We start from the raw sequence: 24495 nt of genomic DNA on the forward strand, positions 1-24495 counted from the left end.
TCTCGGCGGACACCGGGAACCAGTGAGTGAGCCAAACTATGTCTTAGCCGCTGAGCAGGGCGTTCTGAAGCCAAAGTACTGGATCCCGGTGTCCGCCGGGATGAGCGGAAGGGGTAGACCGGCGTCCAAAAAAAAAGGCCGGCGGATCGCTCCGCCGGCCTTCATTCTGGTTGGTCTAACGCGCTTTCGCGCTGCTTGAGACCGCTTACTTCTCGTCGCCGCGTGCCAGGTTGCGCAGGACGTAGGGCATAACGCCGCCAGCCTTGAAGTAGTCCAGCTCCGTCTGGTTATCGATGCGGCAGCGGACCGGGAAACGGGCCATCTTGCCGTCCGACGGACGGAACATCTCGACCCAAAGATCCTGGCGGGGCTTCAGCTTGCCGACGTTGGCGTCGGTCAGGCCGCGGATGGTGACGATCTCTTCGCCCGTCAGGCCCAGCTTCTGCCAGCCGTCTTCCTTGAATTGCAGCGGGACGACGCCCATGCCGACCAGGTTCGAGCGGTGGATGCGCTCATAGCTCTCGGCGATGACGGCGCGGACGCCCAGCAGGCGGGTGCCCTTGGCCGCCCAGTCGCGCGACGAGCCGGTGCCGTATTCCTTGCCGGCGAACACGACCAGCGGGCGGCCTTCCGACTGATAACGCATGGCCGCATCGTAGATCGACATCGTGTCTTCCGAGGGGAAGTGCTTGGTGACGCCGCCCTCGATGTCCGGGGTGATCTTGTTGCGGATACGGATGTTGGCGAAGGTGCCGCGCATCATGACTTCGTGGTTGCCGCGGCGGGCGCCGTAGCTGTTGAAGTCCAGGGCGTCGACGCCGTGGTTGGTCAGGTACTGACCGGCGGGCGAGGCCTTCTTGATCGAACCGGCCGGCGAGATGTGGTCGGTGGTGATCGAGTCGCCGAAGATGCCCAGGATGCGCGCCTCGACGATGTCCGTGACCGGAGCGGGCTCCATGGTCAGGCCCTCGAAGTAGGGCGGGTTCTGGACGTAGGTCGAGGTGTCTTCCCACTCATAGGTCTGACCGCCGGTGACGGCGATCGCCTGCCAGTGTTCGTCGCCCTTGAAGACGTCGGCGTAGCGCTTGGCGAACATCTTGGGCGTGACCGACTTCTTCTGGATGGCGGCGATCTCCTGCGAGGTCGGCCACACGTCCTTGAGGAAGACGTCATTGCCCTTCTTGTCCTTGCCGATCGGCTCCTTGGTGATGTCGATGCGCATCGAACCGGCCAGGGCGTAGGCGACCACCAGCGGGGGCGAGGCCAGGTAGTTGGCCTGGACGTCCGGGTTCACCCGGCCTTCGAAGTTGCGGTTGCCCGACAGGACCGAGGTGGCGACCAGGGCGTTGTCGTTGATGGCCTTGGACACGGCCGGGTCCAGCGGACCCGAGTTGCCGATGCAGGTGGTGCAGCCGTAGCCGACCAGGTTGAAGCCCAGGGCGTCCAGATCCTTCTGCAGACCGGCGTCGGTCAGATAGTCGGTGACGACCTGCGAGCCGGGGGCCAGCGAGGTCTTGACCCAGGGCTTGGGCTTCAGGCCCAGGGCGTTGGCCTTGCGCGCCACCAGACCGGCGGCGATGAGCACGCTAGGGTTGGAGGTGTTGGTGCACGAGGTGATGGCGGCGATCACCACATCGCCGTCGCCGATGTCGAAGCTTTCGCCTTCGACGGCGGCGCGCGGGGCGTCGGCCGGACGGGCGAAGACGCCGGTCAGGGCTTCTTCGAACGACGGGGCGGCGACGGTTAGTTCAACGCGGTCCTGCGGACGCTTCGGACCGGCCAGCGACGGCACGACCGTCGAGATGTCCAGCTCCAGAACGTCGGTGAAGATCGGCTCTTCGGACTCTTCGTCGATCCACAGGCCTTGCGCCTTGGCGTAGGCTTCGACCAGGGCGACGCGCGCCTTCTCGCGGCCGGTGGCCGTCAGATAGTCGATGGTGGCCTGCGAGACGGGGAAGAAGCCGCAGGTGGCGCCGTATTCCGGGGCCATGTTGGCGATGGTGGCCTGGTCCTCGATGGTCATGCCGGCGATGGCGGGACCGAAGAATTCCACGAACTTGCCGACCACGCCCTTCTTGCGCAGCATCTGGGTGACGGTCAGCACCAGGTCGGTGGCCGTCGCGCCTTCCGGCAGCTTGCCGGTCAGCTTGAAGCCGATGACTTCGGGGATCAGCATCGGGATCGGCTGGCCCAGCATGGCGGCCTCGGCCTCGATGCCGCCGACGCCCCAGCCCAGAACGGCCAGGCCGTTGATCATGGTGGTGTGGCTGTCGGTGCCGACCACGGTGTCCGGATAGGCGACGGTCTTCTTGCCTTCGTCCAGGGTCCAGACGGTCTGGGCCAGGTTCTCCAGGTTCACCTGGTGGCAGATGCCGGTGCCGGGCGGCACGACGCGGAAGTTGTTGAAGGCCGACGAGCCCCAGCGCAGGAAGTTGTAGCGCTCGATGTTGCGCTCATACTCGCGCTCGACGTTCTGGCCGAAGGCCTGGGCGTTGCCGAAGTGGTCGACCATGACCGAGTGGTCGATGACCAGGTCGACCGGGACCAGCGGGTTGATCTTCTTGGCGTCGGCGCCGAGCTTGTCCATGGCGTCGCGCATGGCGGCCAGGTCGACGACGGCCGGAACGCCGGTGAAGTCCTGCATCAGCACGCGGGCCGGGCGGAAGGCGATCTCGTGCTCGACGGCGCCCTTGTTCTCGATCCAGGCGGCGACGGCCTTCAGGTCGTCCTCGGTGACGGAGACGCCGTCTTCGTTGCGCAGCAGGTTCTCCAGCAGCACCTTCATCGAGCGCGGCAGGCGGGAAATCCCGGCCAGACCGGCTTCCTCGGCGGCGGGAAGGCTGTAATAGGCGTATTTCTTGCGCCCGACCGCGAGGTCTTGGCGGGTCTTGAGGCTGTCAATCGACGGCATGGAGAGTAGTCCTCTGACAAACGCCGCCCGACAATTCGGTTGCGCCTTCGCGCGCTGGACGTCGGGGCGCACAGGTCCCCGGCGCGCGCGGCGAAAGCCTGCTGCGGCGCTAGCGCATATAGTCCCGCGCGCGAGGGCCGTCCATGTATCCACACCCTCGACGTGGACATTGAGAGAGACTCGCAAATGTTGACCCGTCTCGGGATCGCGGCCTTAAGCCTGTCGCGCGGCGAGCGGCGGTTGTTCGGCGGCCTGTCCTTCGCCCTGTCGGCGGGCGAGGCGGCGGCGCTGACCGGGGCCAACGGCGCGGGCAAGACCAGCCTGCTGCGCGCCGTGGCGGGCTTCATCCGGCCCGATGAGGGCACGGTCGTTTTTCACGATGCGGACGGCGAGATCGAGGCCGAGACGGCGCGGCGCGCGGCGCTTCACCTACTGGGCCACCACGAGGGCCTGAAGCCCCAGCGCACGGCGCGGCAAGAGCTGGGCTTTCAGGTCGAATGGCTGGGCGGTTCGGCCGTCGCCATGGACGCGGCCGTCGAGCGGCTGAAGCTGGCGCCCCTGCTGGACCTCGAAACGCGCAAGCTGTCGGCGGGACAGAGGCGGCGGCTGTCGCTGGCGCGCCTGGTCGCCGCCCCGCGCGCCCTGTGGTTGCTGGACGAGCCGCTGGCGCCGCTGGACGAGGCCTGGCGCGGCGTCGCCGCCGAGTTGATGGCCGAGCATCTGGCGGGCGGGGGGATGATCCTGGCCGCCGTGCACGACCCCCTGCCCGTTCCGGCCCGCCCTCTTGATCTCGGAGGCGTCCGATGAAGGCCGTGCGCGCCCTGTTCGCGCGCGAGCTGTCTCTGGCCTGGGGCGGCGGCGGCGGGCCGCTGCTGGCCTGCGGCTTCCTGTTGTGTCTGACGGCCATCCTGCCGCTGGCGGCGGGCGGCGATCCGCGCGTTCTGGCCCCGGCGGCGTCAGGCGCATCGTGGATGGCGCTGGCGCTGGCCTCCCTGCTGTCGCTGGAGCGGATGTTCGAGCGCGATCTGGAGGATGGGGCGCTGGATCTGCTGGCGACCGGGCCCCTGCCGCTGGAGGCTGTGGTGGGGATCAAGGCGCTGGCGCAATGGTTGGCGACCGGCCTGCCGCTGGCGCTGGCCGCGCCGGTCGCGGCCCTGGCCCTGGGCCAGCCGCCGGAGCTGATCGTGCTGACAGGATTGTCGGCGGCGCTGGGCGGTCTGGGCTTCGCCTTCACCGGGGCGCTGGGCGCGGCGCTGGCGCTGGGTGCGCGGCGCGGCGGTCTGCTGATCGCCGTGGTGGTGCTGCCGCTGTTCATTCCTCCGGTGGTGTTCGGCGCGGGCGCCTTGACCCGCGCGGCCAGCGGTCAGAGCCCGGCCTCGGCGCTGGCCCTGCTGGGCGCCTATGTCCTGTTCGCGCTGGTGATCGCGCCGATTGCGGGCGCGGCGGCGGTCAGGAACGCGCAGGGCTAGCGCGGTTTCAGCGTCACATAGAGCGCCCCGTCGCCGCCGTGGCGCTGGTGAGCGGAGGCGAAGCCCGACACCACTCCGCGCAGGTGCGGACTGGTCAGCCATTCGTGCACCGAGGCGCGGATGACCCCGCCGCCACGCCTGCCCTGGCCTGTGATAACCAGCACCGAGCGCAGGCCGCGCATCTGGCAGCCGATCAGGAAGCCGCGCAGCTGATCCTCGGCCTCGAACCGGCCGAAGCCGTGCAGATCGATGCGCGCCTCGATCGGATCGCGTTCGCGCGACAGGCGGCGCTGACGGCGCGGCTCCAGCTCTTCGGGCGCGTGGCGCGGGCGTGGCGCTACGGCCTTCGGGGGCGGAGGCGTCGTAGCTCGTCCGGCTGAGGCGGGCGTCAGGGCGGTCGCGCGCTTCTTGCCCGCGACGCCGCGCGACGGCGATGCGACGAGAGGCGCGGCTTCGTCTCCAAGCGTAGGAATAACGGCGCCGGGCGTCACGCGCGCGGCCTTGCGGCGGACGGGCGGCGTTACCGTGGATGTCACCCTGTTCCAGATGCGCTTGTCGTCGTCGCCTGTCGCGGATGCGGCTTTCGGCGGTCCCTTGCCCGAAGGGGGGCGGGCCACGCTCAGCCCTCGTCGTCGAAGGCGTCCGGCGGACCGGGCTCATGGGCCAGCAGGTCGCCGGGCTGGCAGTCCAGCTCGCGACACAGGGCGTCCAGGGTGGAGAAACGCACGGCGCGCGCCTTGCCTGTCTTGAGGATGGACAGGTTGGCGACGGTCACGCCGACGCGGTCGGCGAGCTCCGTCAGCGACATGCGGCGCTGGGCGAGGATGCGGTCGAGTTGGACGCGGATGGCCATGGGGTGAGCTTTAGCGTTTCTCGATCAGATCGTCAGTTCGGATTCGCGACGAAGGCGCGCGCCTTCGCGGAACACCTCGGCCAGGACGAAGACGACCAGGACGGAAAAGACGGGGGTGAGCAGGTCGCTGATCCCTTGCGGCTCCATGACGCCGGGGGCGAGGCGCGAGGCCACCAGCCCCTGCACGATCCACACGCCGCCGGTGACGACGGCCAGGATCAGGCCGACATGGCGCAGGCGGCGCACATTGTCCGGCTGGAAGGGGTCGCCCAGGGTCAGGGTGCGGAAGATCTTGCGCAGATGGCGCAGGATGATGAGGAAGCCGCCGAAATAGGCGCTCAGGGCGCCCAGGGCGAACAGCAGCAGCGGGCGGGTCAGCGGCATCTCGCGACCGTCCGCGCCGTCCGAGACGGTCACGTTCAGATTGTCGATCGGGATGAAGATCGAGGCGACCCACAGAAGCAGCAGCAGGCCGGTGACGAGGATCATCACCACATAGGCCACGTCCAGGGCGATCTTCAGCAGGCTGGAGACCGAGCCGGGGCCCAGGGTGCGCAACGGGGTGCGGAAGTGAGGCGCGCGCAGCGGCGTCTGATGGCCGAGAGGTTTCGGTTTCCGCAAGCGCGTCATCGGGCGTCTCAGGCCGGGGACAGGGGCGCCGTCGCCGCGGCGGGTCCGGCCGACCCGCGCACGGCTCTATTCTTCACGGCGTTCATGGCGATCGTCAAAGCCCCCTCGCTCGCTGGAGCGGTCAGAAGCTTTGGATGATCAGGGCGATCGCGGCGGCCGGCAGGGAGGCCAGCAGGAAGGCGTTGCCCAGGCTGTGCGCCAGACGGTCCATCAGATTGGTTTTGTGCATGGCTTGCATATCGGTCTCTCCATCGATGCACGTTTTTTGTGCGTATCTGTTGTGCCGCTGGATCGTTGTTGCGAGATGTTTCTCTCGTTTGAACGGTGCGGCCGTCCGTCCTTGAAAATGAAGATAGGTCGTGCGCCGACCAAAGCCAACTTACATATCGTTTAACGATGTTACCATTTCGCAATGGATCGGACGGGGCTAAGGTCGCGCCATGAATCTCAAGTTGATCAAGGGGATGCGGCTCGTCGCCGCCACCCACAATCCGGGCAAGGCGCGCGAGATCGAAGCGCTGCTTGACGGACATTACACGATCGTCACCGCCGGAGAGCTGAATCTGCCTGAACCGGACGAGACGGAGACCACGTTCGTCGGCAACGCCATGCTGAAAGCGCGCCACGCGGCCCAGGCCTCGGGCGAGGTCGCCCTGGCCGACGATTCCGGCCTGTCGGTCGCAGCCCTGGACGGGGCGCCGGGCATCTATTCCGCGCGCTGGGCCGGGCCGACCAAGGATTTTGATCTGGCCATGAAGAAGGTCGAGCAGCGGCTGGAGGAGATCGCCTCGACCGACCGCCGCGCCTGGTTCACCTCGGCCCTGGCCGTGGCCTGGCCCGACGGCCCTTGCGTAGTGGTCGAGGGGCGGATTGACGGCGAATTGGTCTTCCCGCCGCGCGGCGACCGGGGCTTCGGCTATGATCCGATCTTCCGGCCGGAAGGCTCCGCCCTGACCTTCGGCGAGATGGACGCGGTCGAGAAGGACGCTCTCAGCCACCGCGCCTGCGCCTTCGCCCGCCTCAAGGCGGCGCTGATTGACTGAGACGACCGCCGCACGAGCCGCGGCCCTGCGCCAACGCGGCGATAGGGGGAAGCATCAATCTGTCCCTCAAGCAGCCGCCCTCCGCGAGGGCGGCGACTCCATCGCCCTCTATGTCCACTGGCCCTACTGCGCGCGCATCTGTCCCTATTGCGACTTCAACGTGGTGCGCGACCGGGGGCGGACGCAGGAGCAGGCGGAGCTGGCGCAAGCCATCCTGAACGACCTGGAGGCGCAGGCCGCCCTGGTCGGGCCGCGCGCCCTGGCCTCGATCTTCTTCGGCGGGGGCACGCCGTCCTTGATGCCGCCCGACGCTGTGGCGGCGGTGACGGCGCGGGCTAGGGCGCTGTTCCCTCCTTCTGGCGATATTGAGATCAGTCTGGAGGCCAATCCCACCGACGCGGAGGCCGGGCGCTACGCCGCCCTGGCCCAGGCCGGGATCAACCGCCTGTCGATGGGGGTACAGTCGTTTGACGACGCGGCGCTGAAGTTCCTGGGCCGCGACCATTCGGCCGCCGAGGCGCGCCGCGCCATCGCCCTGGCCGCGCAGGCCTTTCCGCGGCTGTCGATTGACCTGATCTACGCCCGGCCGGGCCAGGGCGTCGCCGACTGGACGGCCGAGCTGACCACGGCGCTGGATCTCGGCTTCGAGCACGTCTCGCCCTATCAGTTGACCATAGAGGGGACGACGGCCTTCGGCCGGGCCGTGGCGCGCGGCGCCTGGTCGCCGCCGGACGAGGATCTGGCCGCCGCCCTCTATGAAGCCACGCAGACGACGCTCGAGGAGGCGGGGTTCGAGGCCTATGAGGTGTCCAACCACGCCCGCGACGTGGCGGCGCGCTCCAGCCACAACCTGCATGTCTGGCGCGGCGGGGATTATCTGGGTCTCGGCCCCGGCGCGCACGGGCGGCTGACGCTGGCCGAGGGGCGGATCGCCACCGTGGCTGCGCGCCGTATCGGCGACTATGTCGCGGGTGTCGCTGCCGGATCGCCCTGGGCCGAGCGCGAGGTTCTGGAGCCGCAGGACGCCGACGAAGAGCGCGTGCTGCTGGGCCTGCGCACCGTCGAGGGCGTGTCCCTGTCCCTGCTGCAGCGGCTGGGCCTGTCGGCGGACGAGGGTCGGCTGTCCGACCTTCTGACAGACGGATTCCTGAGTCTCAAGGACGGCCGCGTCGCCGCCACGGCGACGGGCCGTCCCTTGCTGGACGCGGTGCTGAAGAGCCTGCTGGTCTAGACGATCAGACGATCAGACGATCAGACGGTCGCCGCCGCCTCTTCGATCAGGTCGCAGATTTCCGACGGATGCGACGCCAGGGAGGCGTGGCTGGCGTCCAGGGTGATGACCTTGCGGGCGTTCAGCCGCGCCGACATCCGTTGCTGATTGGTCGGGGCGATCATGTGGTCCTGGCTCGAAACCTGATACCAACTCGGCTTGCTGCGCCAGGCGGGCGCCGTGACCGCGTCGCCGAAGGTGGTGGCTAGGGGCGCCTTCTGCGTCACCGCCATGACCAGGGCCTCGTCCGCCGTCAGATCCTGGCAGAAGCTCTCATGGAACTTGTCGGCCTTGATCCACAGATAACCGTCGCTGTCGGGGGCCAGGTTGGGGGCGGCGGCCGGAGGATCCTGCTGGGTGATGGCGCCGGGGCTTTCGCCTGCGTCGGGCGCGAAGGCGGCGACGAAGACCAGGGCCGCCACATTGGGCAGGTCGCCGGCCTCGGACAGCACCGCTCCGCCGTAAGAGTGGCCGACGAGGATGACCGGGCTTTCCTGCTGGCGCACCATCTTGCGCACGCGCTCGGCGTCGTCGGCAAGCGAGGTCAGCGGCATCTCGACTGCATGAATGGAGGTGTAGCCGCGCTTGGCCAGTTCGGTGATGACCTTGCCCCAATGGGCGGCGCCCCCCCAGAAACCGTGAACGAGGACGATGGAGGCGGATTTGGACATCGGCTCGGTTTTCCTTGGAGTTCAGCGGCTCTGACGCCGCGTGTGGCCGAAATGTGTCAAGGCCGCTCGCATTCCCTGATGGTCGCCGCTTTCACGACACCGTGACGGTGACTAGGATGGCGTCATGTCCGACGCCTCCCTGTTCCCGCCGACCGCTCCGCCCGCGCGCCCCGTTTCGCCGGGCCTCTATCTGGTGGCGACGCCGATCGGCAATCTGCGCGATATGACGCTGAGGGCGTTGGACGTGCTAGCGGCGGCCGATCTGGTGCTGGCCGAGGACACGCGGGTGACGGCCAAGCTGCTGACCGCTTATGGGCTGAAGGCCAGGCTGGAGCGGTGCGACGACCACGCCTCGAACCGCGCCGCCGAGATCGCCGTCGAGCGGTTGAAGGCGGGTGAGGTGGTGGCCCTGGTGTCGGACGCCGGCACGCCGCTGGTGTCCGACCCCGGCTATGTGGTGGCGCGGGCGGCCGTGGCTGAAGGTCTGCCGGTTCACCCCGTGCCGGGTCCGTCCAGCCTGCTGGCCGCCCTGTGCATCGCCGGCCTGCCCGCCGACCGGGTGCTGTTCGCGGGCTTCCTGCCGCCCAAGTCGGCGGCGCGCCGCACGGCGCTGGAAGAGCTGCGGCCCGGCCGTCAGACCCTGGTCTTCTTCGAGAGCGGGCCGCGCCTGCGCGACAGCCTGGCCGACATGGCCGAGGTGCTGGGCGCCCGCCCGGCCGCCGTCGCCCGCGAACTGACCAAGCTCTATGAAGAATGCGTGCGCGGCGACCTGGCCGATCTGGCCGTCGATCCGCGTTTGGACGCGCCCAAGGGCGAGATCGTGGTGGTGGTCGGCCCCGGCGAGGCCGAGACGGCCAGCGCCGCCGACGCCGACGCCGCCCTGGCCGAGGCCCTGACCCGCCTGCCGCCCGGCGAGGCGGCCGCCGAGGTGTCCAAGGCGCTGAGCCTGCCGCGCAAGCCGCTCTACAAGCGCGCGCTGGAGTTGAAGGGGCGGTGAGTCAGGCCCTGCGACCGCATCCGCCGCCGAAGACGTCCAAGGCGGGCTGGCGCCGCAGCCTGGGCGGGCGGTCGCATCGTCAGGGGCATGACGCCGAGTGGATCGCCGCCGTGTGGCTGATGCTCAAGGGCTATCAGGTTCTGGCCTTCCGCCTGAAGGGCCGGGGCGGAGAGATCGACATCCTGGCCCGGCGCGGGCGCGTCCTGGCCGCCGTCGAGGTCAAGCGCCGCGCGACGCTGGAGGCCGCGACCCTGGCCCTGGGACCGGACCAGCACCAGCGCCTGATCCGCGCGGCCGAGGCGGCGGCGCGCGGGCGACCGGCCCTGTCGGGTCTGGACCTGAGAATCGACATGGTGGCGCTGGCCCCCGGACGTTTTCCGCGTCATCTTCGCGGCGTGATCTCCACGGGAGCGGACCGGCGTTGACGCGCGAGGAAGCAGAGGCGGTGCTGGCCCAGGCGGGACAGGGGGCGGACGAAGCCTTCCCCCTGCTGGATTGCGCCATCGCCTGCGCCATCCACGACTATCCGTTCCGCGACGCCGACTGCGTGCGCATTCTGGCCGATCACGCGGCCCAGCGGCTCAAGGAGCGGGCCGCCAACGAAAGCCCCGACGACGCCCTGACCGAGGCCCTGGCCGGCGACCTGCGTCTGAACGGCGACCTGCTGAACTACGACCATCCGGCCAACACGGACGTGATCGACGTGGCCGAGCGGCGGCGGGGCCTGTCGGCGGTGCTGGTCATCTTCTATCTGGACGCGGCGCGCCGGGCCGGCTTGACGGCGGCGCCCGTCGATTTTCCCGGCCACGTCCTGCTGCGGGTCGAGACGCCCGAGGGGCCGGTGGCGCTGGACCCGTTCAGCCAGGGGCGGCTGGTCCTGCCGTCGGAGCTGACGCGCCGCGCCCTGCTGGCGGGGCTGACCCCGCATGTGGCCGACCGTCTGGACCTGCTGATGGCGCCGGTCAGCGAGCGTCAGGCTCTGATCCGTCTGCAAAACATCCTGTTCACCCGCGCCCTTCAGGCCCGCGACTATGAAGGCGCCGAGCGCTCGGCCCTGCGTCGCGCCCTGCTGGACCCCGAGGATCACCGCCCCTGGCTGGACGTGGCCGCCGCCCGCGAGAAGCAGGGCGCCCTGACCGGCGCCATGCAGGCCCTGTCGCGCGCCCGCAGCCTGGGCGAGCCGATCGCCGCCTGCGACGCCCGGCTGGACCGCGTGCGGATGCGGTTGAACTGAAGCGCGGCCTTGCGGCGAGCAGCCTCGCGCCTCAAGTAGGCACTGACGGCGCTTCGGCGCTCAAGCAGCGCGCGCCTCCAGGGCGAGCGTTAGCGCCACTAAAAACCAGCTCAAGCAGCGAGCGCCCGCGGCGCGAGCGATAGCGACTAAAAAATCAGCTCAAGCAGCGCGCGCCCGCGGCGCGAGCGATAGCGCAATAAAGAAGGACACCCCATGCTCAAGGTCGCCATCCAGATGGATCCGCTCGAGGCGGTCAACGTCGAGTCGGACACCACCTTCCTGATGGCCCTGACCGGGCAGGCGCGCGGCCACAAGCTGTGGGTCTATGACTTCCGCACCCTGGCGCTGGAGGACGGCCGTCTGTTCTGCCGCGCCCGTCCGGTGACGGTGAAGCGCGAGCAGGGAAACCACGCCGACTTCGGCCCCGAGCAGCGGCTGGACCTGGCCGAGGACGTGGACGTCATCCTGATGCGTCAGGATCCGCCGTTCGACATGGCCTATGTCACCGCCACCTATCTGCTGGAGCGGGTGCATCCCAAGACCCTGGTGGTCAATGACCCGGCCGAGGTGCGCTCGGCGCCCGAGAAGCTGATCGCCACCCTCTTCCCCGGCCTGCAGCCGCCGACCCTGGTGTCGTCCGACCCCGAGGCTCTGGTGGACTTCCACCGCCGTCACGGCGACGTGGTGCTCAAGCCCCTGCACGGCGCGGCCGGTTCGGGCGTGGTGCGGCTGAAGGCGGATGATCCGAACCTGGAGGCCCTGATCGAGATTCACGCGGCCGGGTCGCGCGATCCTCTGGTGATCCAGAAATTCATTCCCGCCGTTTCGGCGGGCGACAAGCGCATCATCTTGATCGACGGCGAGCCGGTCGGCGCCATCAACCGCATTCCGGCCAAGGACCAGGTGCGCTCCAACCTGCGCGTCGGCGGCACGGCGGCGCCGGTCGAGCTGACGCCGCGCGATCTGGAGATCTGCGCCGCCATCGGCCCCTATCTGAAGGAGCGCGGCCTGATCTTCGTCGGCATCGACGTGATCGGCGACTATCTGACCGAGATCAACGTGACCTCGCCCACCGGCGCCCAGCAGTTGCTGAACTTCGCCGGGATCGATGCGACCGAGCGGATGTGGGAAGTCATCGAGCAAAGGAAACGCGCGGCCGCCTGACGCCGCGCTGCACGGGAGGGGACTTTATGAGCGTACTGAACAAGGCCGGGGCGTCCGCCGCCCTGGCGCTGGCGATCGCCTGCCCGGCGGCGGCCCAGGAGGCCTCGCCAGACGTCGCCCCGAAACGCCCGTCGCTGGAGGTGCTGGAGCGGATCATCGAGACCCGCACGCCGCAGACCCGGATCGAGACGCCGGATCACGACCGCATCAGTGCGCGGCGTATCGACATCGTCGACGCCGACGGGACCATCCGCATGACCCTGTCGGGCGCGACTCCGCCGCCGATCATTGACGGCATTCAATATAAGCGCGCCTTCAATGTCGCCGGACTGATCCTTTACGACGACAAAGGCAGCGAGCGCGGCGGTTTCGGCACGGCAGACGTCGAGGACGGCATGGCCGTTCTGGCGCTGGATCACCCGGCGATGGACGCCGTCGGCTGGCGGGTGTCGCCCGACGGCTCGGTCAGCTTCGTCTTCAACCAGGCGCCGCCGCTGGTGCGTGAACCGGGGCTGGGCGGGGCGCTGGTTCCGGGCGTGCAGACGCCGACGCGGATGCGCCTGTCGCTGGCCGCCGACGGCACGCCCGCCGTCGCCCTGTCGGACAGGAACGACAAGCCGCGCCTGCGCCTGACGGTGACCGAGGAAGGATTCGGCGCCATCCAGTTCCTGAACGCCGAGGGTCAGGTGATCCATACGATCGCGCCGGAGGCCGACCTGCCGTCGAACTGACCGAACAACGCTCTTGCAGTGTTGATTGGTTCGTGATTTGTTCTCTCGACTGCGGGAGGGAACGGCATGGTCGCGCGGGTGGTGACGGTGGCTTTCGATGGCGTCGATGCGCGCCGGGTCGACGTCGAGGTGCAGCAGGTCGGCTCGCCCGCCGGGGCCTTCGCAATCGTCGGCCTGCCGGACAAGGCGGTGGCCGAGAGCCGCGAACGAGTGCGCGGCGCTTTTGCGGGCATTGGTCTGGCGCTGCCGGCGAAGAAGGTGATCGCCAATCTGGCCCCCGCCGACCTGCCCAAGGAAGGCAGCCATTTCGACCTGCCCATCGCCCTGGCCCTGCTGGCCTCCATGGGGGTGATCGGACCGGACGCTCTGGACGGTTGGGCTGCGGTGGGCGAACTGGGTCTGGACGGTCAGATCGCTGCGGTGGGCGGAACCCTGCCTGCGGCGATGGCGGTGAACGCCATGAGGTTGGGCCTCATCTGCCCCGAGGCCAACGGGCCGGAGGCGGCCTGGGCGGGCGAGGCGCGGCTGCTGGCGCCGCGCTCCCTGATCGGCCTGATCAACCATTTCCGCGGAACCCAGGTGCTGCGCCCGCCCCAGCCGGGGCCGGTGCTGGAAGGGCGCGCCGTGCCCGACCTGCGCGAGGTCAAGGGACAGGAGGGCGCCAAGCGGGCGCTGGAGATCGCCGCCGCCGGGGGCCACAATCTGCTGTTCGTCGGCCCGCCGGGATCAGGCAAGTCGATGATGGCGGCGCGCCTGCCGGGCCTACTGCCGCCGCTGACGCCGATGGAGCGGCTGGAGACGTCGATGGTCTGGTCGGTGGCCGGGCTGATCGAGCGCGGAGGGCTGACGCGTGAACGGCCGTTCAGGGCGCCGCATCATTCGGCGTCGATGGCGGCCCTGACCGGCGGCGGACTGAAGGCCAAGCCGGGCGAGGCCTCCCTGGCGCACAACGGCGTGCTGTTCCTTGATGAACTGCCCGAGTACTCGCCGCAGGCGCTGGACAGTCTGCGCCAGCCGCTGGAGACGGGCGAGATCGTGGTGGCGCGGGCCAACGCCCATGTGCGCTATCCGGCGCGGTTCCAGCTGGTGGCGGCGATGAACCCCTGTCGCTGCGGGCTGGGCGGGCCGGGACGGGGCGCTTGCGGCAAGGCTCCGCGCTGCCAGAAGGACTATCAGAACCGCATCTCCGGCCCGATGTTCGACCGCATCGACCTGACGGTGGAGACCCCGGCGGTGACGGCGGCCGACATGATCCTGCCCGCCCCGGCCGAGGGGACAGCCGAAGCCGCCGCCCGCGTCGCCGCCGCCATGCAGATGCAGGAGGCCCGCATGGTCGAGGCCGGGTTGACGGGAATGCAGGCCCTCAACGCCCGGGCTTCGGGCGAGGCGCTGGAGCGGTTCGCCGCGCCGGATCAGGCGGGCCGCGCCCTGTTGATGAAGGCGGGGGAGGCCGGGGGACTGACCGCGCGGGGCTGGACCCGCACCCTGCGTCTGGCGCGCACCATCGCCGATCTGGACGGCGCGGACGGCGTGCTGCGCCGCCATGTGGCCGAGGCGCTGATGTATCGGCGCAGCACGGTCGGCGCCCATGAGGACTTCGATCGTCAGGCCAGTCGCCGCGCGCTGTTTCCCGTGCAGGAAGGCGAGGCGGGACAAACGCCGTTCGTCTGGAATTAACCCCTCGGCCCTAGCGTGGCCTTATGGGACAGACCCGTCGCAAACCGTCGCCGCAGAGCGATCTCTTTCCTGTCGCGCCCGACGTCGCGCAGGCCGCGATAGAGGCGTCCGCCGACGGCGCTTCGCCTGAGCAGCAATTCCTGCGACTGATGAGCCATGAGATGCGCACGCCTCTGAACGGGGTGATCGGCATGCTGGGCCTGCTGTCGCGCACCCGTCTGGACGGCGCCCAGCGCGCCTATGCCGAGGCGGCGCAGAAATCGGCCGAGCATCTTCTGGGCCTGGTCAATGATCTGCTGGACTACGCCCGGCTGGAGGCCGAGGCGCTGGAATTCGACCCTGCGCCGGTCGAACTGGAAGGCCTGGTGCGCGGCGTGGCCGAACTGCTCAGCCCGCGCGCCCACGACAAGGGATTGGAGATCGTCTGGTCGGTCGCCGCCGACGCCCCGGATGTCGTCGCCGATGAGGGTCGCCTGCGGCAGATCCTGTTCAACCTGGCGGGCAATGCAGTGAAGTTCACCGACCGGGGCGGGGTGCGCCTGGCGGTTGAGGCGGTCGGCGAACGCATGGATGGGGCGCCTGCGCGCCTGGCCTTCATCGTCGACGACACCGGCCCCGGCGTGCCCGAAGCGGCGCGCGGCCGCATCTTTGAGGAGTTCGGACACGCCGACATCTCGGACGCCGCCCGGTTCGACGGGGCGGGCCTCGGTTTGGCGGTGGTGCGACGGCTGGCCCGCGCCATGGGCGGCGACGCCGTGGTCGAGGATCGGCCGGATGGTCCCGGCGCCCGATTTCGCTTTGAAGCCGAGTTTCCGGTCGTGGCCGACGCCGAGGCGCGCGCGCGCCCTCTGGACGGGCTGGCGGTGGCGATCCGCACGCCGGACCCCTTCGTGCGCCGGGCGGCGGCCGATCAGATCGAGGCCTCGGGCGGTCGGGTGGCGCGTCAGGCCGGCGTGACCCTGATCGACCACGCCGGCGCCGAAGAGGAAGCGCTGGCGGCTCGGCCCAGCCAGGGTCAGACCATCATCCTGCTGCGTCCCTCCGAGCGCGACCTGATCAGCCGTTACCGGGCGGCGGGCTTCTGCGGCTATCTGATCAAGCCCCTGCGCCGCGAGTCGCTGGCGGAGCGCGTGCTGGCGGCCGCTGCGCCGCGCCGCGGCCTGCCCTCGCCGCCGGTGCGGCCCGGCGACGACGATCGCGTGGCCCATGTGGCCTTCAAGGGCGTGCGGGTGCTGCTGGTCGAGGACAATCCGGTCGGCGCCCTTCTGGCCAAGACCTTGCTGCGACGCGAGGGCTGTGTGGTCCAGACCGCCGCCGACGGCCAGGAGGCGCTAGACGCCCTGAAGGCGGCGCGGTTCGATCTGGTCTTCATGGACATGCGGATGCCGCGCCTGGACGGACCGAGCGCCGCGCGGGCGTTGCGGGCGCGCGGGGACCAGACGCCGATCATCGCCCTGACCGCCAACGCCTTCGCCGAGGATCGCGTCGCCTGCCTCGAGGCCGGGATGGACGATCATCTGGCCAAGCCGCTGGAGGCGGACGCCCTGCGAGTCGCCCTGGCCCGCTGGACGAACGCCGCCAACCGCGCCAAGGTCGCCGCTTCCTGATCTGCCAGTAGTCCGTCGTCCGTATCGCCCGGCGGCGCCCCGCCGGAGCCACGCATGACCGATTCCAAGACGCCCGCTTCCGAGGTCGCGGCGTTGCAGCCGTCTCCCAAGGGCCTGGGCGTGCTCAAGGCGGCGTTCCGCGAGCGGCGCACCCTGGCCATGCTGCTGCTCGGCTTCTCGGCGGGCCTGCCCTTCGCCATGTTGTTCGGAACGCTGAACGCCTGGCTGTCCGATGCGGGGGTGTCGGTGGCGACCATCGGCGTCCTGTCGTGGGTCGGGCTGTTCGGGGCCTTCAAGTTCCTGTGGTCGCCCGCGGTCGGGCTGACGCCGCCGCTGATCGGCCGGATGGGCCGGCGTCGGTCGTGGCTGATCCTGTGCCAGATCGTGCTGGCGGGCGCGCTTTTGACCATCTCCCTGTCGCATCCAGGGACGGGGGCCATCGTGGTGCTGGCGGGCGCCGCGGCCCTGGGCGCCTTCGCCTCGGCGACCCAGGACATCGTCATCGACACCTGGCGGATCGAGGTGGCCGACGAGCGGACGCCGGTCGACCTGCTGTCGACCGTCTATCAGCTGGGTTTCCGCACGGCGGCCCTGGTCGGCGGGGCGGGCGCCCTGGTGCTGGCGGATCAGCTGGGCTGGTCGGCGACCTTCGTCATCGGCGCCGGGCTGATGGGGCTGGGCGTTCTGGGCACGCTGATCGCGCCCGAGCCCAAGGCCGCGCCGCGCGCCGCCATCGCGCGCGAGCGCATCGGCTCGCCGCGCCTGCGCATGACCGCCCTGGTCGTCACCCTGGCCGCCTGGGCCTGGGCCGCCTTCATGCTGGTGCGCTTCATGGTCACGGCCCTGACGGTCAAGCCTGCGCCCAGCGCCGGAGAGTTCACCGCCGTCTGGGGGCCGTGGATTGTGGGCATGGCGGTGATCCTGCCGGCCGTCCTAGCCGGGATCATCGTCTGGCGCGGCGGCAAGTCGGCCCCATTATCGTCGCCGTCGAGCGCCAAGGGAACGAGTTTCGCCGACACCCTCTACGACGCCATCCTGGCGCCCTTGGTCGAGCTGATGGGGCGTCTGGGCTGGGGCGCCGTCATCGTGCTCGGCCTGATCCTGACCTATCGCATCACCGACGGCGTCTGGGGGCCGTTCGCCTTCCCCTTCTACATGGGGGACACGGGCGGGGCGCTGGGCCACACCAAGACCGAGATCGCCCTGGCCTCCAAGACCTTCGGCGTGGTCATGACCATCGTCGGCATCGCCCTGGGCGGCTGGGCGTTGCTGGTCATCGGGCGGATGGCCAGTCTGCTGCTGGGCGCGGCCCTGTCGGCGGCGACCAATCTGTTGATGATGGACCTGGCCATGGGCGCGCCGGTGATCGGCGGCTTCATGAGCGCGACCGGCCTCTACAAGCTGTTCGGCGCCTTCGGCGTGGGCGAGCCCCTGGCGCGGCTGATGATGGCCATTGCGGGTGAGAACATCGCCGGCGGCTTCGCGGGCGCGGCCTTCGTGGCCTATCTGTCGGCCCTGTCGAACAAGATGTTCGGGGCGGTGCAGTTCGCCGTCTTCACCTCGCTGGCCCTGCTGATCGGCACCCTGGGGCGCGGCGCCCTGGGCGAGTTGATCGAGCGTCAGGGCTATGCGGCCATGTTCGTCATCGCGGCCTGGCTGGGCGTGGTGGCGGTGGTGTTCTGCGCGATGGAGTGGGGGCGTCTGACGATGGAGCGCAGTCGCCTCAACCTGGATTCCTAGAGGCTGAAGCGCCCCGAGTTGGAACGCAAAGAGGCGGCCCGAAGGCCGCCTCTCAACGTCGCCGCGACAGAGCGGATGATCAGTCCTCGATCTCCACCCCTTCGGCGTAGGCGGCGAAGGTGGCGGCGGTGATGATCTCGCCGACCGAGGCGCCCAGAGGCACGATCTGCACCGACTTCTCGAGGCCGACCAGCAGGGGGCCGATCACCGTGGCGCCGCCCAGCGACTGGACCAGACGGGTCGAGATGGCCGCTGAATGGATGGCCGGCATGACCAGGACGTTGGCGTCTCCGGTCAGGCGCATGAAGGGATAGTTGGCGCGCGCCTCGGGGTTGAGCGCCAGCTCCGGCGGCATCTCGCCTTCGTATTCGAAGTCGACGTCCATGGCGTCCAGGATGCGGATGGCTTCGCGCACCTTCTCGCCGCGATCGCCCGGCGGGTCGCCGAAGGTCGAGTAGCTGAGGAAGGCCACGCGCGGCTTGCGGCCCAGCTTCTTGACCGTGGCGGCGGCCTTGACCGCGATCTCGGCCAATTCGGCGGCGTTGGGCAGTTCATGGATCGAGGTGTCGGCCACGAACAGGGTGCGGCCCTTGGCCAGTAGGATCGACAGGCCGATCATGCGGTCCGTGACGTCGAGGACGCGGCGGACCTCCTTCAAGGCCATGTTGAAGTTGCGGGTGACGCCGGTGACCATGCAGTCCGCCTCGCCGCGCGCGACCATGGCGGCGGCGAAGTAGTTGCGGTCCTGGTTGATCATGCGCTGCACGTCGCGGCGCAAATAGCCGCGGCGCTGCAGGCGGGCGTACAGCCACTCGACGTATTCGGCGTTTCGCTCGGACACGCGGGCGTTCATGATCTGAATGCCCAGGTCGTCGAAGTGGAGGCCGGCCTCGACGGCGTTCTGGCGGATCAGTTCTTCGCGGCCAACCAGGATCGGCACGCCGAGATCCGCCTGCTTGAAGGCCCAGGCGGCGCGAATGACCGACTGCTCCTCGCCCTCGGCGAAGACGACGCGCTGCTTCGGACCCGAGCGCACGCTGGCCTGGATCTTCTGCATCAGGGCGGCGGACGGATCGACCCGCTGGCGTAGGGCGATGCGATAGGCGTCCATGTCGGCGATGGGCTTTCGCGCCACGCCGGTCTCCATCGCCGTCTGGGCGATGAAGGGCGGGATGTACCAGATCAGGCGCGGGTCGAACGGGGTCGGGATGATGTATTCCGGGCCGAACTTCAGCTTGCGGCCGCGATAGGCGGCGGCGACTTCGTCCGGCACGTCCTCGCGAGCCAGGGCCGCCAGGGCCTGGGCGCAGGCGATCTTCATCTCGTGGTTGATCTGGCGCGCGCGCACGTCCAGGGCGCCGCGGAACAGATAGGGGAAGGCCAGGACGTTGTTGACCTGGTTCACATAGTCCGAACGGCCGGTGGCGATGATGGCGTCCGAACGCACCGACTTGACGTCTTCCGGGGTGATTTCCGGATCGGGGTTGGCCATGGCGAAGATGATCGGATTGGGCGCCATGGAGGCGACCATTTCCTTGGAGATCGCGCCCTTGGCGGACAGGCCCAGCACCACGTCGGCGCCGACCATGGCCTCGGCCAGGGTGCGCAGCGGCGTGTCGGTGGCGTGCGCCGCCTGCCATTGCGAGACGTTGTCGCGGCCCTTGTAGATCACGCCCTGACGGTCGCAGATGACGGTGTTCTCGGCCTTGACGCCGGCGGCCTTCATCAGGGCGATGGACGACAGGCCTGCGGCCCCGGCGCCCGACAGGACGACCTTCAGGTCTTCCAGCTTCTTGCCGACGATATGGGCGGCGTTGATCAGGCCGGCGGTCGAGATGATGGCCGTGCCGTGCTGGTCGTCATGGAAGACGGGGATGTCCAGCAGATCCTGCAGCTGGGCTTCGATCTCGAAGCACTCGGGGGACTTGATGTCCTCCAGGTTGATGCCGCCCCAGGTGTCGCCGATGTTCTTGACCACGGTGACGAACTCGTCCGGGTCGGTGGTCTTCACCTCGACGTCGAAGCTGTCGACGTCGGCGAAGCGCTTGAACAGGACCGACTTGCCTTCCATCACCGGCTTGGACGCCATATGGCCCAGGTTGCCCAGGCCCAGGATGGCGGTGCCGTTCGAGATGACGGCGACCATGTTCCCCTTGGCGGTGTAGTCGTAGGCCTTGTCCGCATCGGCGGCGATGGCCAGGACCGGCACGGCCACGCCCGGCGAATAGGCCAGCGACAGGTCGCGCTGGGTCGCCATCGGCTTGGTCGGGGCCATGGAGATCTTGCCCGGCGTCGGCGCGCTGTGGAACTCCAGAGCGTCGTCGTCGGAGAAGGTCTGTTTGTCGGTCAATTCGGGCATTTCGATCTCGGGAAGGGGCAGGCGCATTTCGTTCCTAGATCGTGGGATCGGCGGCGACAACCGCTGACGCTGGGTCAAGGCCGATTGCGTGGTTTCTCCGTCACCCGGCGGGCAGGAGTCCTGTTCCTTCGATCTCGACCGGGCCGGTCATGAAAACGTGGCCGGACGCCTCGTCCCAGTCGATGATCAGTTCGCCGCCGTCGACCGTCACGGCGGCCTTTCGGTCGGTCAGACCGCGTCGCGCCGAGGCGACCAGGGCGGCGCAGGCGCCCGTGCCGCAGGCCAGGGTCAGGCCCGCGCCGCGCTCCCATACCCGCAACCGAATGTGATCCCGGGCCAGCACGTCGGCGAAGCCGACGTTGACCCCTTCGGGGAACAGGGGGTGGTGTTCGATCAGGGAGCCGGAGCCGCGCACGAAGGCGTCGTCCTGTCGGTCGGTGAAGAAGACAACGTGGGGGTTGCCCATCGAGACGGCGCCCGGCGTGTGCAGCACGGGGGCGTCGATCGGCCCGACCTGCAGCTCGATCCCGCGCGTGTCCATTTCTTCGGACAGCGGCACCTGGGCCCAGTCGAGGCGCGGCGCGCCCATGTCCACGGTGACTTGATGCTGGGCCGCGGCCGTCGACCCTGCGGGATCTCCCGACCCGACGCGGCCTGATGGGAGAGAAGCGCGGCGCGCGGTGGTCGGCCCGCTCAAGGTGTCGATGACCACCTCTTCCTTGTCGGTCGCCGCCAGCAGCAGCCAGCCGACGCAGCGCAGGGCGTTGCCGCAGGTCTCGACCATGGAGCCGTCCGCGTTCCAGACGCGCATGAAGGCGTCGGCCGTCTCGGACGGTTCGACGCCGATCAACTGGTCGAAGCCGCCCAGACCCGCCGCCGGATCGGCCAGGGTGCGCACCTGATCCTCAGTCGGGTGGAACGGCGCTTCAAAGGCCTGGACGACGATGAAGGCGTTTCCGGCGCCGTTCATGCGGATGTAGGGTCGGGCGGACTGGCTCATGTTCGTCTTCATATAGGATTTTTCGCCGGTTCATGTATCGGTGGCGGCGATGACGTCTGACCAGAGCCAAACCGCCAAATCCGACGGGCTGCGGCTGAGGGCGCGTTTGCGCTACCTCTATCACGGCTCACAGCCGGCGGCGGTGAAGTTCCGCCTGATGGTCATCGTCATCGATCTGATCATAATCGGCTTCTTCCTGGCCACGCCGATCCTGAAGGAGGCGGGCTGGGCCTTCTATGTGCTGGACTATCTGATCGCCGCCGTCTTGGGGCTGGACCTGGCGGCGCGCGCCTACGCCTATTCCGACATCCGGTCGTGGCTGAAGCGGCCGATCGTCTGGGTCGATCTGTTCGTCCTGGCGACCCTGCTGTTCCCGGCCTGGCTGGCCAATCTGGGCTTCCTGCGGCTGTTGCGCTTCTGGAGCCTGCTGAACAGCGACCTGTTCTGGCGCACCATCGGCCGCCGCTTCGACGACACGCGGGTCGAGGAGGTCACGCGCGCCTTGACCGCCCTGGTCACCTTCGTCTTTGTGACCACCGGCTTCGTCTACGCCTACTTCCGGGGCAAGGCCGAGCACATCAACGGCTATCTGGACGCCCTCTATTTCACCGTCGCCACCCTGACGACGACGGGCTTCGGCGACATCACCTTGCCGGGTAACTGGGGGCGGGTCATCTCCATCGTCGTCATGCTGGTGGGCATCACCCTGTTCATCCGCCTGGCCCAGACCCTGATCCGGCCGCACAAGGTCAAGTTCCCCTGCCCCACATGCGGGCTGCAGAAGCACGATCCCGACGCCGTCCACTGCAAGGCCTGCGGCCAGATCCTGTGCATCCCCGACGACGGCGACTGAGGCGCGCCCTGCGGCGAAAGATTACAAGCCTGTAAGATTACACACGCTTGCCCCCTGCCTCCGGTCTCGCCAAGGTGCCGCGCGAAACACACCGTCCGTTGGGGGACCATCATGATCATCCGCACCCTGGCGTCCGTCGCCGTCCTTTCCTTCGCCGCCGGAGCCGCACCCGTCGCCATGGCCCAAGCCGCCGCTTCCACAACCGCCGCCTCGACGGCTCCGGGCTTCGCCGCCAGCGACGCTACCGACCCCTACATCTGGCTGGAGGAGGTCGAGGGCGACCGCGCCATGGAGTGGGTCAAGGCGCACAACGAAACCTCGCTGGGCGTGCTGCAGGGCGACCCGCGCTATGAGGGCCTGCACCAGCAGGCGCTGGACCTGGTGCAGTCGCGCGACCGCATCCCGTCACCCGGCTTCACCCACGACGGCCATGTCGACAACTTCTGGCAGGACGCCGAGCATGTGCGCGGCATCTGGCGCCGCACGACGTTGGATTCCTACCGCACTGACGCGCCGCAGTGGGAGACGATCCTGGACATCGACGCCCTGTCAGCGGCCGAGGGCGCCAACTGGGTCTATAAAGGCGCGTCCTGCCTGCCGCCGGACGAGCGTTACTGCCTGATCTCCCTGTCGAACGGCGGCAAGGACGCGGTGACGGTCCGCGAGTTCGACAGCGTCACGAAAACCTTCGTGGAGGGCGGCGTTAACCTGCCGGAATCCAAGGGCGGCGCCAGTTGGATCGACAAGGACACCCTGCTGATCTCGCGCGACTTCGGCGAGGGTTCGCTGACGGACTCGGGCTATCCGCGCACGGTGCGTCTGATGAAGCGCGGCCAGAGCGTCGATCAGGCGGTCGAGGTCTTCGCCGGTCAGCAGACCGACGTCTCGGTTTCGGGCTACACCCTGCGTGACGCCGACGGCGTGGTTCAGGCGGTGCTGCTGAACCGGGGGATCAACTTCTATGAGAGCGAGACCTGGCGCCTGAACGCCGACGGCACGACGACCAAGCTGGAGCTGCCGCTCAAGGGCAATATCAACGCCCTGGTCGCCGGCCAGCTGGTGGTGACGACGGATCAGGACTGGACCGCGCCCTCGGGCCAGGATTTCAAGACCGGCGATGTCATCGCCTGGAACCTGCAGGCCTGGCTGGCCGACCCCAAGACCCCGGCGCAACTGGTGATCCGTCCCGGCGAACGCGAGGCGATCGAGGGGATCAACGCCACCCGCAACAAGCTGGTCGTCGCCCTGTACGAGAATGTGCGCGGCTCGGTCTATGTCTATGACCCGGCCGACTGGAGCCGCACGCGCCTGGACCTGCCGCAGAACGTCTCGGTCGGCGTCGGCTCGGCCTCGGAGCGCGACGACAAGATCTTCGTCAGCGTCACCGGCTATCTGAACCCGTCCAGCCTCTATCTGGCCGATGCGGCGACCGGCGCGGTCGCCCTGACCAAGGCTCTGCCGGACAAGTTCGACGCCAGCGGCATGCGCGTCGATCAGTTCGAGGCGCGCAGCGCCGATGGGACGATGATCCCCTATTTCGTCGTCCACAAGGACGCCATGGCGATGGACGGATCGAACCCGACGCTGCTGTACGGCTACGGCGGTTTCCAGTCGTCGTTGCTGCCGGGCTATTCGCCGACGGTCGGCAAGCTGTGGCTGGAGCGCGGCGGCGTCTACGTCATCGCCAACACCCGCGGCGGCGGCGAGTTCGGACCCAAGTGGCACCAGGCGGCCCAGCAGGAAAACCGCCAGCGCGCGCACGAGGACTTCCAGGCCGTGGCCCAGGATCTGATCACGCGCGGCGTCACCTCGCAGCCGCGCCTCGGGATCATGGGCGGCTCGCAGGGCGGCCTGTTCATGGGGGCCATGCTGACCCAGCGCCCGGACCTGATCAACGCCGCCGTCATCCAGGTGCCCCTGTTCGACATGCTGCGCTTCCACAAGCTGCTGGCCGGCGCCTCGTGGATCGGCGAATACGGCAACCCGGACATCCCGGAACAGCGCGCCTGGATCGAGCAGTACTCGCCCTATCAGCGTCTGGCGGCGGGCCAGCCCTATCCGGAAGTCTTCATCCACACCTCGACCAAGGACGACCGCGTCCACCCCGGCCACGCTCGCAAGGCGGCGGCGCGGATGGAGGAGCTGGGCTATCCGGTGCTCTTCTATGAAAACGTCGACGGCGGCCACGCGGCCGGCGCCAACCTGCGCGAGACGGCCCGCCGCATCGCCTTGGAATACACCTATCTGACCCGTCGGCTGATGGATCAGCCGGCCCAGCCGTAACCG

Annotated in this window: 21 protein-coding genes; 14 read left to right on the forward strand and 7 right to left on the reverse strand. The window is 69.0% G+C overall.

What is annotated here, in order from left to right; all coding sequences use genetic code 11:
- Positions 1-205: 205 nt before the first annotated feature.
- Positions 206-2911 (reverse strand): aconitate hydratase AcnA, encoded by a 2706-nt coding sequence (gene acnA / locus AC3A3G_RS13630; protein ID WP_487488430.1) that lies wholly within the window; start codon positions 2909-2911, stop codon positions 206-208.
- Positions 2912-3097: 186 nt separating this feature from the next.
- Here acnA and ccmA point away from each other — a divergent pair, with 186 nt between their 5' ends.
- Together ccmA and ccmB are read left to right on the forward strand one after the other, a co-directional pair.
- Entirely contained in the window at positions 3098-3718 is a 621-nt protein-coding gene (ccmA, locus tag AC3A3G_RS13635; RefSeq protein ID WP_200216162.1) for a heme ABC exporter ATP-binding protein CcmA, read from the forward strand.
- Positions 3715-4380, forward strand: a complete 666-nt coding sequence (gene ccmB, locus AC3A3G_RS13640; RefSeq protein WP_200167288.1) for a heme exporter protein CcmB — start codon at positions 3715-3717, stop codon at positions 4378-4380. The genes ccmA and ccmB overlap by 4 nt, the downstream gene beginning before the upstream one ends.
- Here ccmB and AC3A3G_RS13645 read toward each other — a convergent pair.
- Genes AC3A3G_RS13645 through AC3A3G_RS13655 form a run of 3 tightly spaced genes read right to left on the reverse strand, consistent with a single transcriptional unit; the run spans position 4377 to position 5863 of the window.
- Positions 4377-4997 carry a Smr/MutS family protein gene (locus AC3A3G_RS13645; protein WP_200216163.1) on the reverse strand — a complete coding sequence of 207 codons (621 nt, stop codon included), beginning with the start codon at positions 4995-4997 and terminating at the stop codon, positions 4377-4379. The genes ccmB and AC3A3G_RS13645 overlap by 4 nt on opposite strands.
- 2 nt (positions 4998-4999) lie before the next feature.
- The gene (locus tag AC3A3G_RS13650) at positions 5000-5233 is read right to left on the reverse strand and encodes a helix-turn-helix domain-containing protein (RefSeq protein ID WP_003166522.1); all 234 of its coding nucleotides are present in this window, start codon (positions 5231-5233) and stop codon (positions 5000-5002) included.
- Between the two features lie 24 nt (positions 5234-5257).
- Entirely contained in the window at positions 5258-5863 is a 606-nt protein-coding gene (locus AC3A3G_RS13655; protein WP_234287892.1) for a DUF2975 domain-containing protein, read from the reverse strand.
- Between the two features lie 440 nt (positions 5864-6303).
- Here AC3A3G_RS13655 and rdgB point away from each other — a divergent pair, with 440 nt between their 5' ends.
- Together rdgB and hemW are read left to right on the forward strand one after the other, a co-directional pair.
- A complete protein-coding gene (gene rdgB, locus AC3A3G_RS13660; RefSeq protein ID WP_487488431.1) occupies positions 6304-6906 on the forward strand; it encodes an RdgB/HAM1 family non-canonical purine NTP pyrophosphatase in 603 nt (200 codons plus the stop codon).
- 100 nt (positions 6907-7006) lie between these two features.
- Positions 7007-8137, forward strand: a complete 1131-nt coding sequence (hemW, locus tag AC3A3G_RS13665; protein WP_487488484.1) for a radical SAM family heme chaperone HemW — start codon at positions 7007-7009, stop codon at positions 8135-8137.
- A 20-nt stretch (positions 8138-8157) separates the two neighbouring features.
- On the opposite strand, the gene AC3A3G_RS13670 is transcribed toward hemW, so the two are convergent.
- Complete coding sequence (locus tag AC3A3G_RS13670; RefSeq protein WP_200216165.1) at positions 8158-8847, reverse strand: alpha/beta hydrolase; 690 nt, start codon at positions 8845-8847, stop codon at positions 8158-8160.
- 124 nt (positions 8848-8971) lie between these two features.
- Between AC3A3G_RS13670 and rsmI the strand changes: the two genes are divergently transcribed.
- From rsmI to AC3A3G_RS13710, 8 genes are all read left to right on the forward strand, one after another.
- Positions 8972-9844, forward strand: a complete 873-nt coding sequence (rsmI, locus tag AC3A3G_RS13675) for a 16S rRNA (cytidine(1402)-2'-O)-methyltransferase (protein WP_200216167.1) — start codon at positions 8972-8974, stop codon at positions 9842-9844.
- On the forward strand, positions 9841-10269 hold the full coding sequence (locus tag AC3A3G_RS13680) for a YraN family protein (protein ID WP_200216169.1): 429 nt from the start codon (positions 9841-9843) through the stop codon (positions 10267-10269). Before rsmI ends, AC3A3G_RS13680 begins: the two co-directional genes overlap by 4 nt.
- A complete protein-coding gene (locus tag AC3A3G_RS13685; RefSeq protein ID WP_125900733.1) occupies positions 10266-11078 on the forward strand; it encodes a SirB1 family protein in 813 nt (270 codons plus the stop codon). Before AC3A3G_RS13680 ends, AC3A3G_RS13685 begins: the two co-directional genes overlap by 4 nt.
- 213 nt (positions 11079-11291) lie before the next feature.
- Positions 11292-12242 carry a glutathione synthase gene (gene gshB, locus AC3A3G_RS13690; protein ID WP_200216170.1) on the forward strand — a complete coding sequence of 317 codons (951 nt, stop codon included), beginning with the start codon at positions 11292-11294 and terminating at the stop codon, positions 12240-12242.
- A gap of 26 nt (positions 12243-12268) precedes the next feature.
- Positions 12269-12973: a hypothetical protein gene (locus AC3A3G_RS13695; RefSeq protein WP_368923136.1), complete on the forward strand. Its 705-nt coding sequence runs from the start codon at positions 12269-12271 to the stop codon at positions 12971-12973.
- Positions 12974-13039: 66 nt separating this feature from the next.
- Positions 13040-14650 (forward strand): YifB family Mg chelatase-like AAA ATPase, encoded by a 1611-nt coding sequence (locus AC3A3G_RS13700; RefSeq protein WP_487488432.1) that lies wholly within the window; start codon positions 13040-13042, stop codon positions 14648-14650.
- 23 nt (positions 14651-14673) lie between these two features.
- Positions 14674-16257 carry a response regulator gene (locus AC3A3G_RS13705; protein WP_487488433.1) on the forward strand — a complete coding sequence of 528 codons (1584 nt, stop codon included), beginning with the start codon at positions 14674-14676 and terminating at the stop codon, positions 16255-16257.
- A 54-nt stretch (positions 16258-16311) separates the two neighbouring features.
- Positions 16312-17997, forward strand: a complete 1686-nt coding sequence (locus tag AC3A3G_RS13710) for an AmpG family muropeptide MFS transporter (RefSeq protein WP_487488434.1) — start codon at positions 16312-16314, stop codon at positions 17995-17997.
- Between the two features lie 79 nt (positions 17998-18076).
- On the opposite strand, the gene AC3A3G_RS13715 is transcribed toward AC3A3G_RS13710, so the two are convergent.
- Both AC3A3G_RS13715 and dapF read right to left on the reverse strand, forming a co-directional pair.
- Positions 18077-20356, reverse strand: coding sequence for an NADP-dependent malic enzyme (locus AC3A3G_RS13715; RefSeq protein WP_200167328.1), 2280 nt, complete (start codon positions 20354-20356; stop codon positions 18077-18079).
- Between the two features lie 100 nt (positions 20357-20456).
- Positions 20457-21356, reverse strand: coding sequence for a diaminopimelate epimerase (gene dapF, locus AC3A3G_RS13720; protein ID WP_487488435.1), 900 nt, complete (start codon positions 21354-21356; stop codon positions 20457-20459).
- A 49-nt stretch (positions 21357-21405) separates the two neighbouring features.
- Here dapF and AC3A3G_RS13725 point away from each other — a divergent pair, with 49 nt between their 5' ends.
- The gene (locus AC3A3G_RS13725; RefSeq protein ID WP_125900726.1) at positions 21406-22209 is read left to right on the forward strand and encodes a potassium channel family protein; all 804 of its coding nucleotides are present in this window, start codon (positions 21406-21408) and stop codon (positions 22207-22209) included.
- Positions 22210-22320: 111 nt separating this feature from the next.
- A complete protein-coding gene (locus AC3A3G_RS13730; protein ID WP_487488436.1) occupies positions 22321-24492 on the forward strand; it encodes a prolyl oligopeptidase family serine peptidase in 2172 nt (723 codons plus the stop codon).
- Positions 24493-24495 lie beyond the last annotated feature (3 nt).

This window comes from Brevundimonas sp. Soil_N_31, from assembly GCF_057655995.1.

Excerpts from the sequence above, each read along its gene's own strand:
- acnA (WP_487488430.1), bottom strand. The coding sequence starts at position 2,911 with ATGCCGTCGATTGACAGCCTCAAGACCCGCCAAGACCTCGCGGTCGGG.
- ccmA (WP_200216162.1), top strand. The coding sequence starts at position 3,098 with ATGTTGACCCGTCTCGGGATCGCGGCCTTAAGCCTGTCGCGCGGCGAG.
- ccmB (WP_200167288.1), top strand. The coding sequence starts at position 3,715 with ATGAAGGCCGTGCGCGCCCTGTTCGCGCGCGAGCTGTCTCTGGCCTGG.
- AC3A3G_RS13650 (WP_003166522.1), bottom strand. The coding sequence starts at position 5,233 with ATGGCCATCCGCGTCCAACTCGACCGCATCCTCGCCCAGCGCCGCATG.
- AC3A3G_RS13655 (WP_234287892.1), bottom strand. The coding sequence starts at position 5,863 with ATGACGCGCTTGCGGAAACCGAAACCTCTCGGCCATCAGACGCCGCTG.
- rdgB (WP_487488431.1), top strand. The coding sequence starts at position 6,304 with ATGAATCTCAAGTTGATCAAGGGGATGCGGCTCGTCGCCGCCACCCAC.
- AC3A3G_RS13670 (WP_200216165.1), bottom strand. The coding sequence starts at position 8,847 with ATGTCCAAATCCGCCTCCATCGTCCTCGTTCACGGTTTCTGGGGGGGC.
- rsmI (WP_200216167.1), top strand. The coding sequence starts at position 8,972 with ATGTCCGACGCCTCCCTGTTCCCGCCGACCGCTCCGCCCGCGCGCCCC.
- gshB (WP_200216170.1), top strand. The coding sequence starts at position 11,292 with ATGCTCAAGGTCGCCATCCAGATGGATCCGCTCGAGGCGGTCAACGTC.
- AC3A3G_RS13695 (WP_368923136.1), top strand. The coding sequence starts at position 12,269 with ATGAGCGTACTGAACAAGGCCGGGGCGTCCGCCGCCCTGGCGCTGGCG.
- AC3A3G_RS13700 (WP_487488432.1), top strand. The coding sequence starts at position 13,040 with ATGGTCGCGCGGGTGGTGACGGTGGCTTTCGATGGCGTCGATGCGCGC.
- AC3A3G_RS13705 (WP_487488433.1), top strand. The coding sequence starts at position 14,674 with ATGGGACAGACCCGTCGCAAACCGTCGCCGCAGAGCGATCTCTTTCCT.
- AC3A3G_RS13710 (WP_487488434.1), top strand. The coding sequence starts at position 16,312 with ATGACCGATTCCAAGACGCCCGCTTCCGAGGTCGCGGCGTTGCAGCCG.
- AC3A3G_RS13715 (WP_200167328.1), bottom strand. The coding sequence starts at position 20,356 with ATGCCCGAATTGACCGACAAACAGACCTTCTCCGACGACGACGCTCTG.
- dapF (WP_487488435.1), bottom strand. The coding sequence starts at position 21,356 with ATGAGCCAGTCCGCCCGACCCTACATCCGCATGAACGGCGCCGGAAAC.
- AC3A3G_RS13725 (WP_125900726.1), top strand. The coding sequence starts at position 21,406 with ATGACGTCTGACCAGAGCCAAACCGCCAAATCCGACGGGCTGCGGCTG.
- AC3A3G_RS13730 (WP_487488436.1), top strand. The coding sequence starts at position 22,321 with ATGATCATCCGCACCCTGGCGTCCGTCGCCGTCCTTTCCTTCGCCGCC.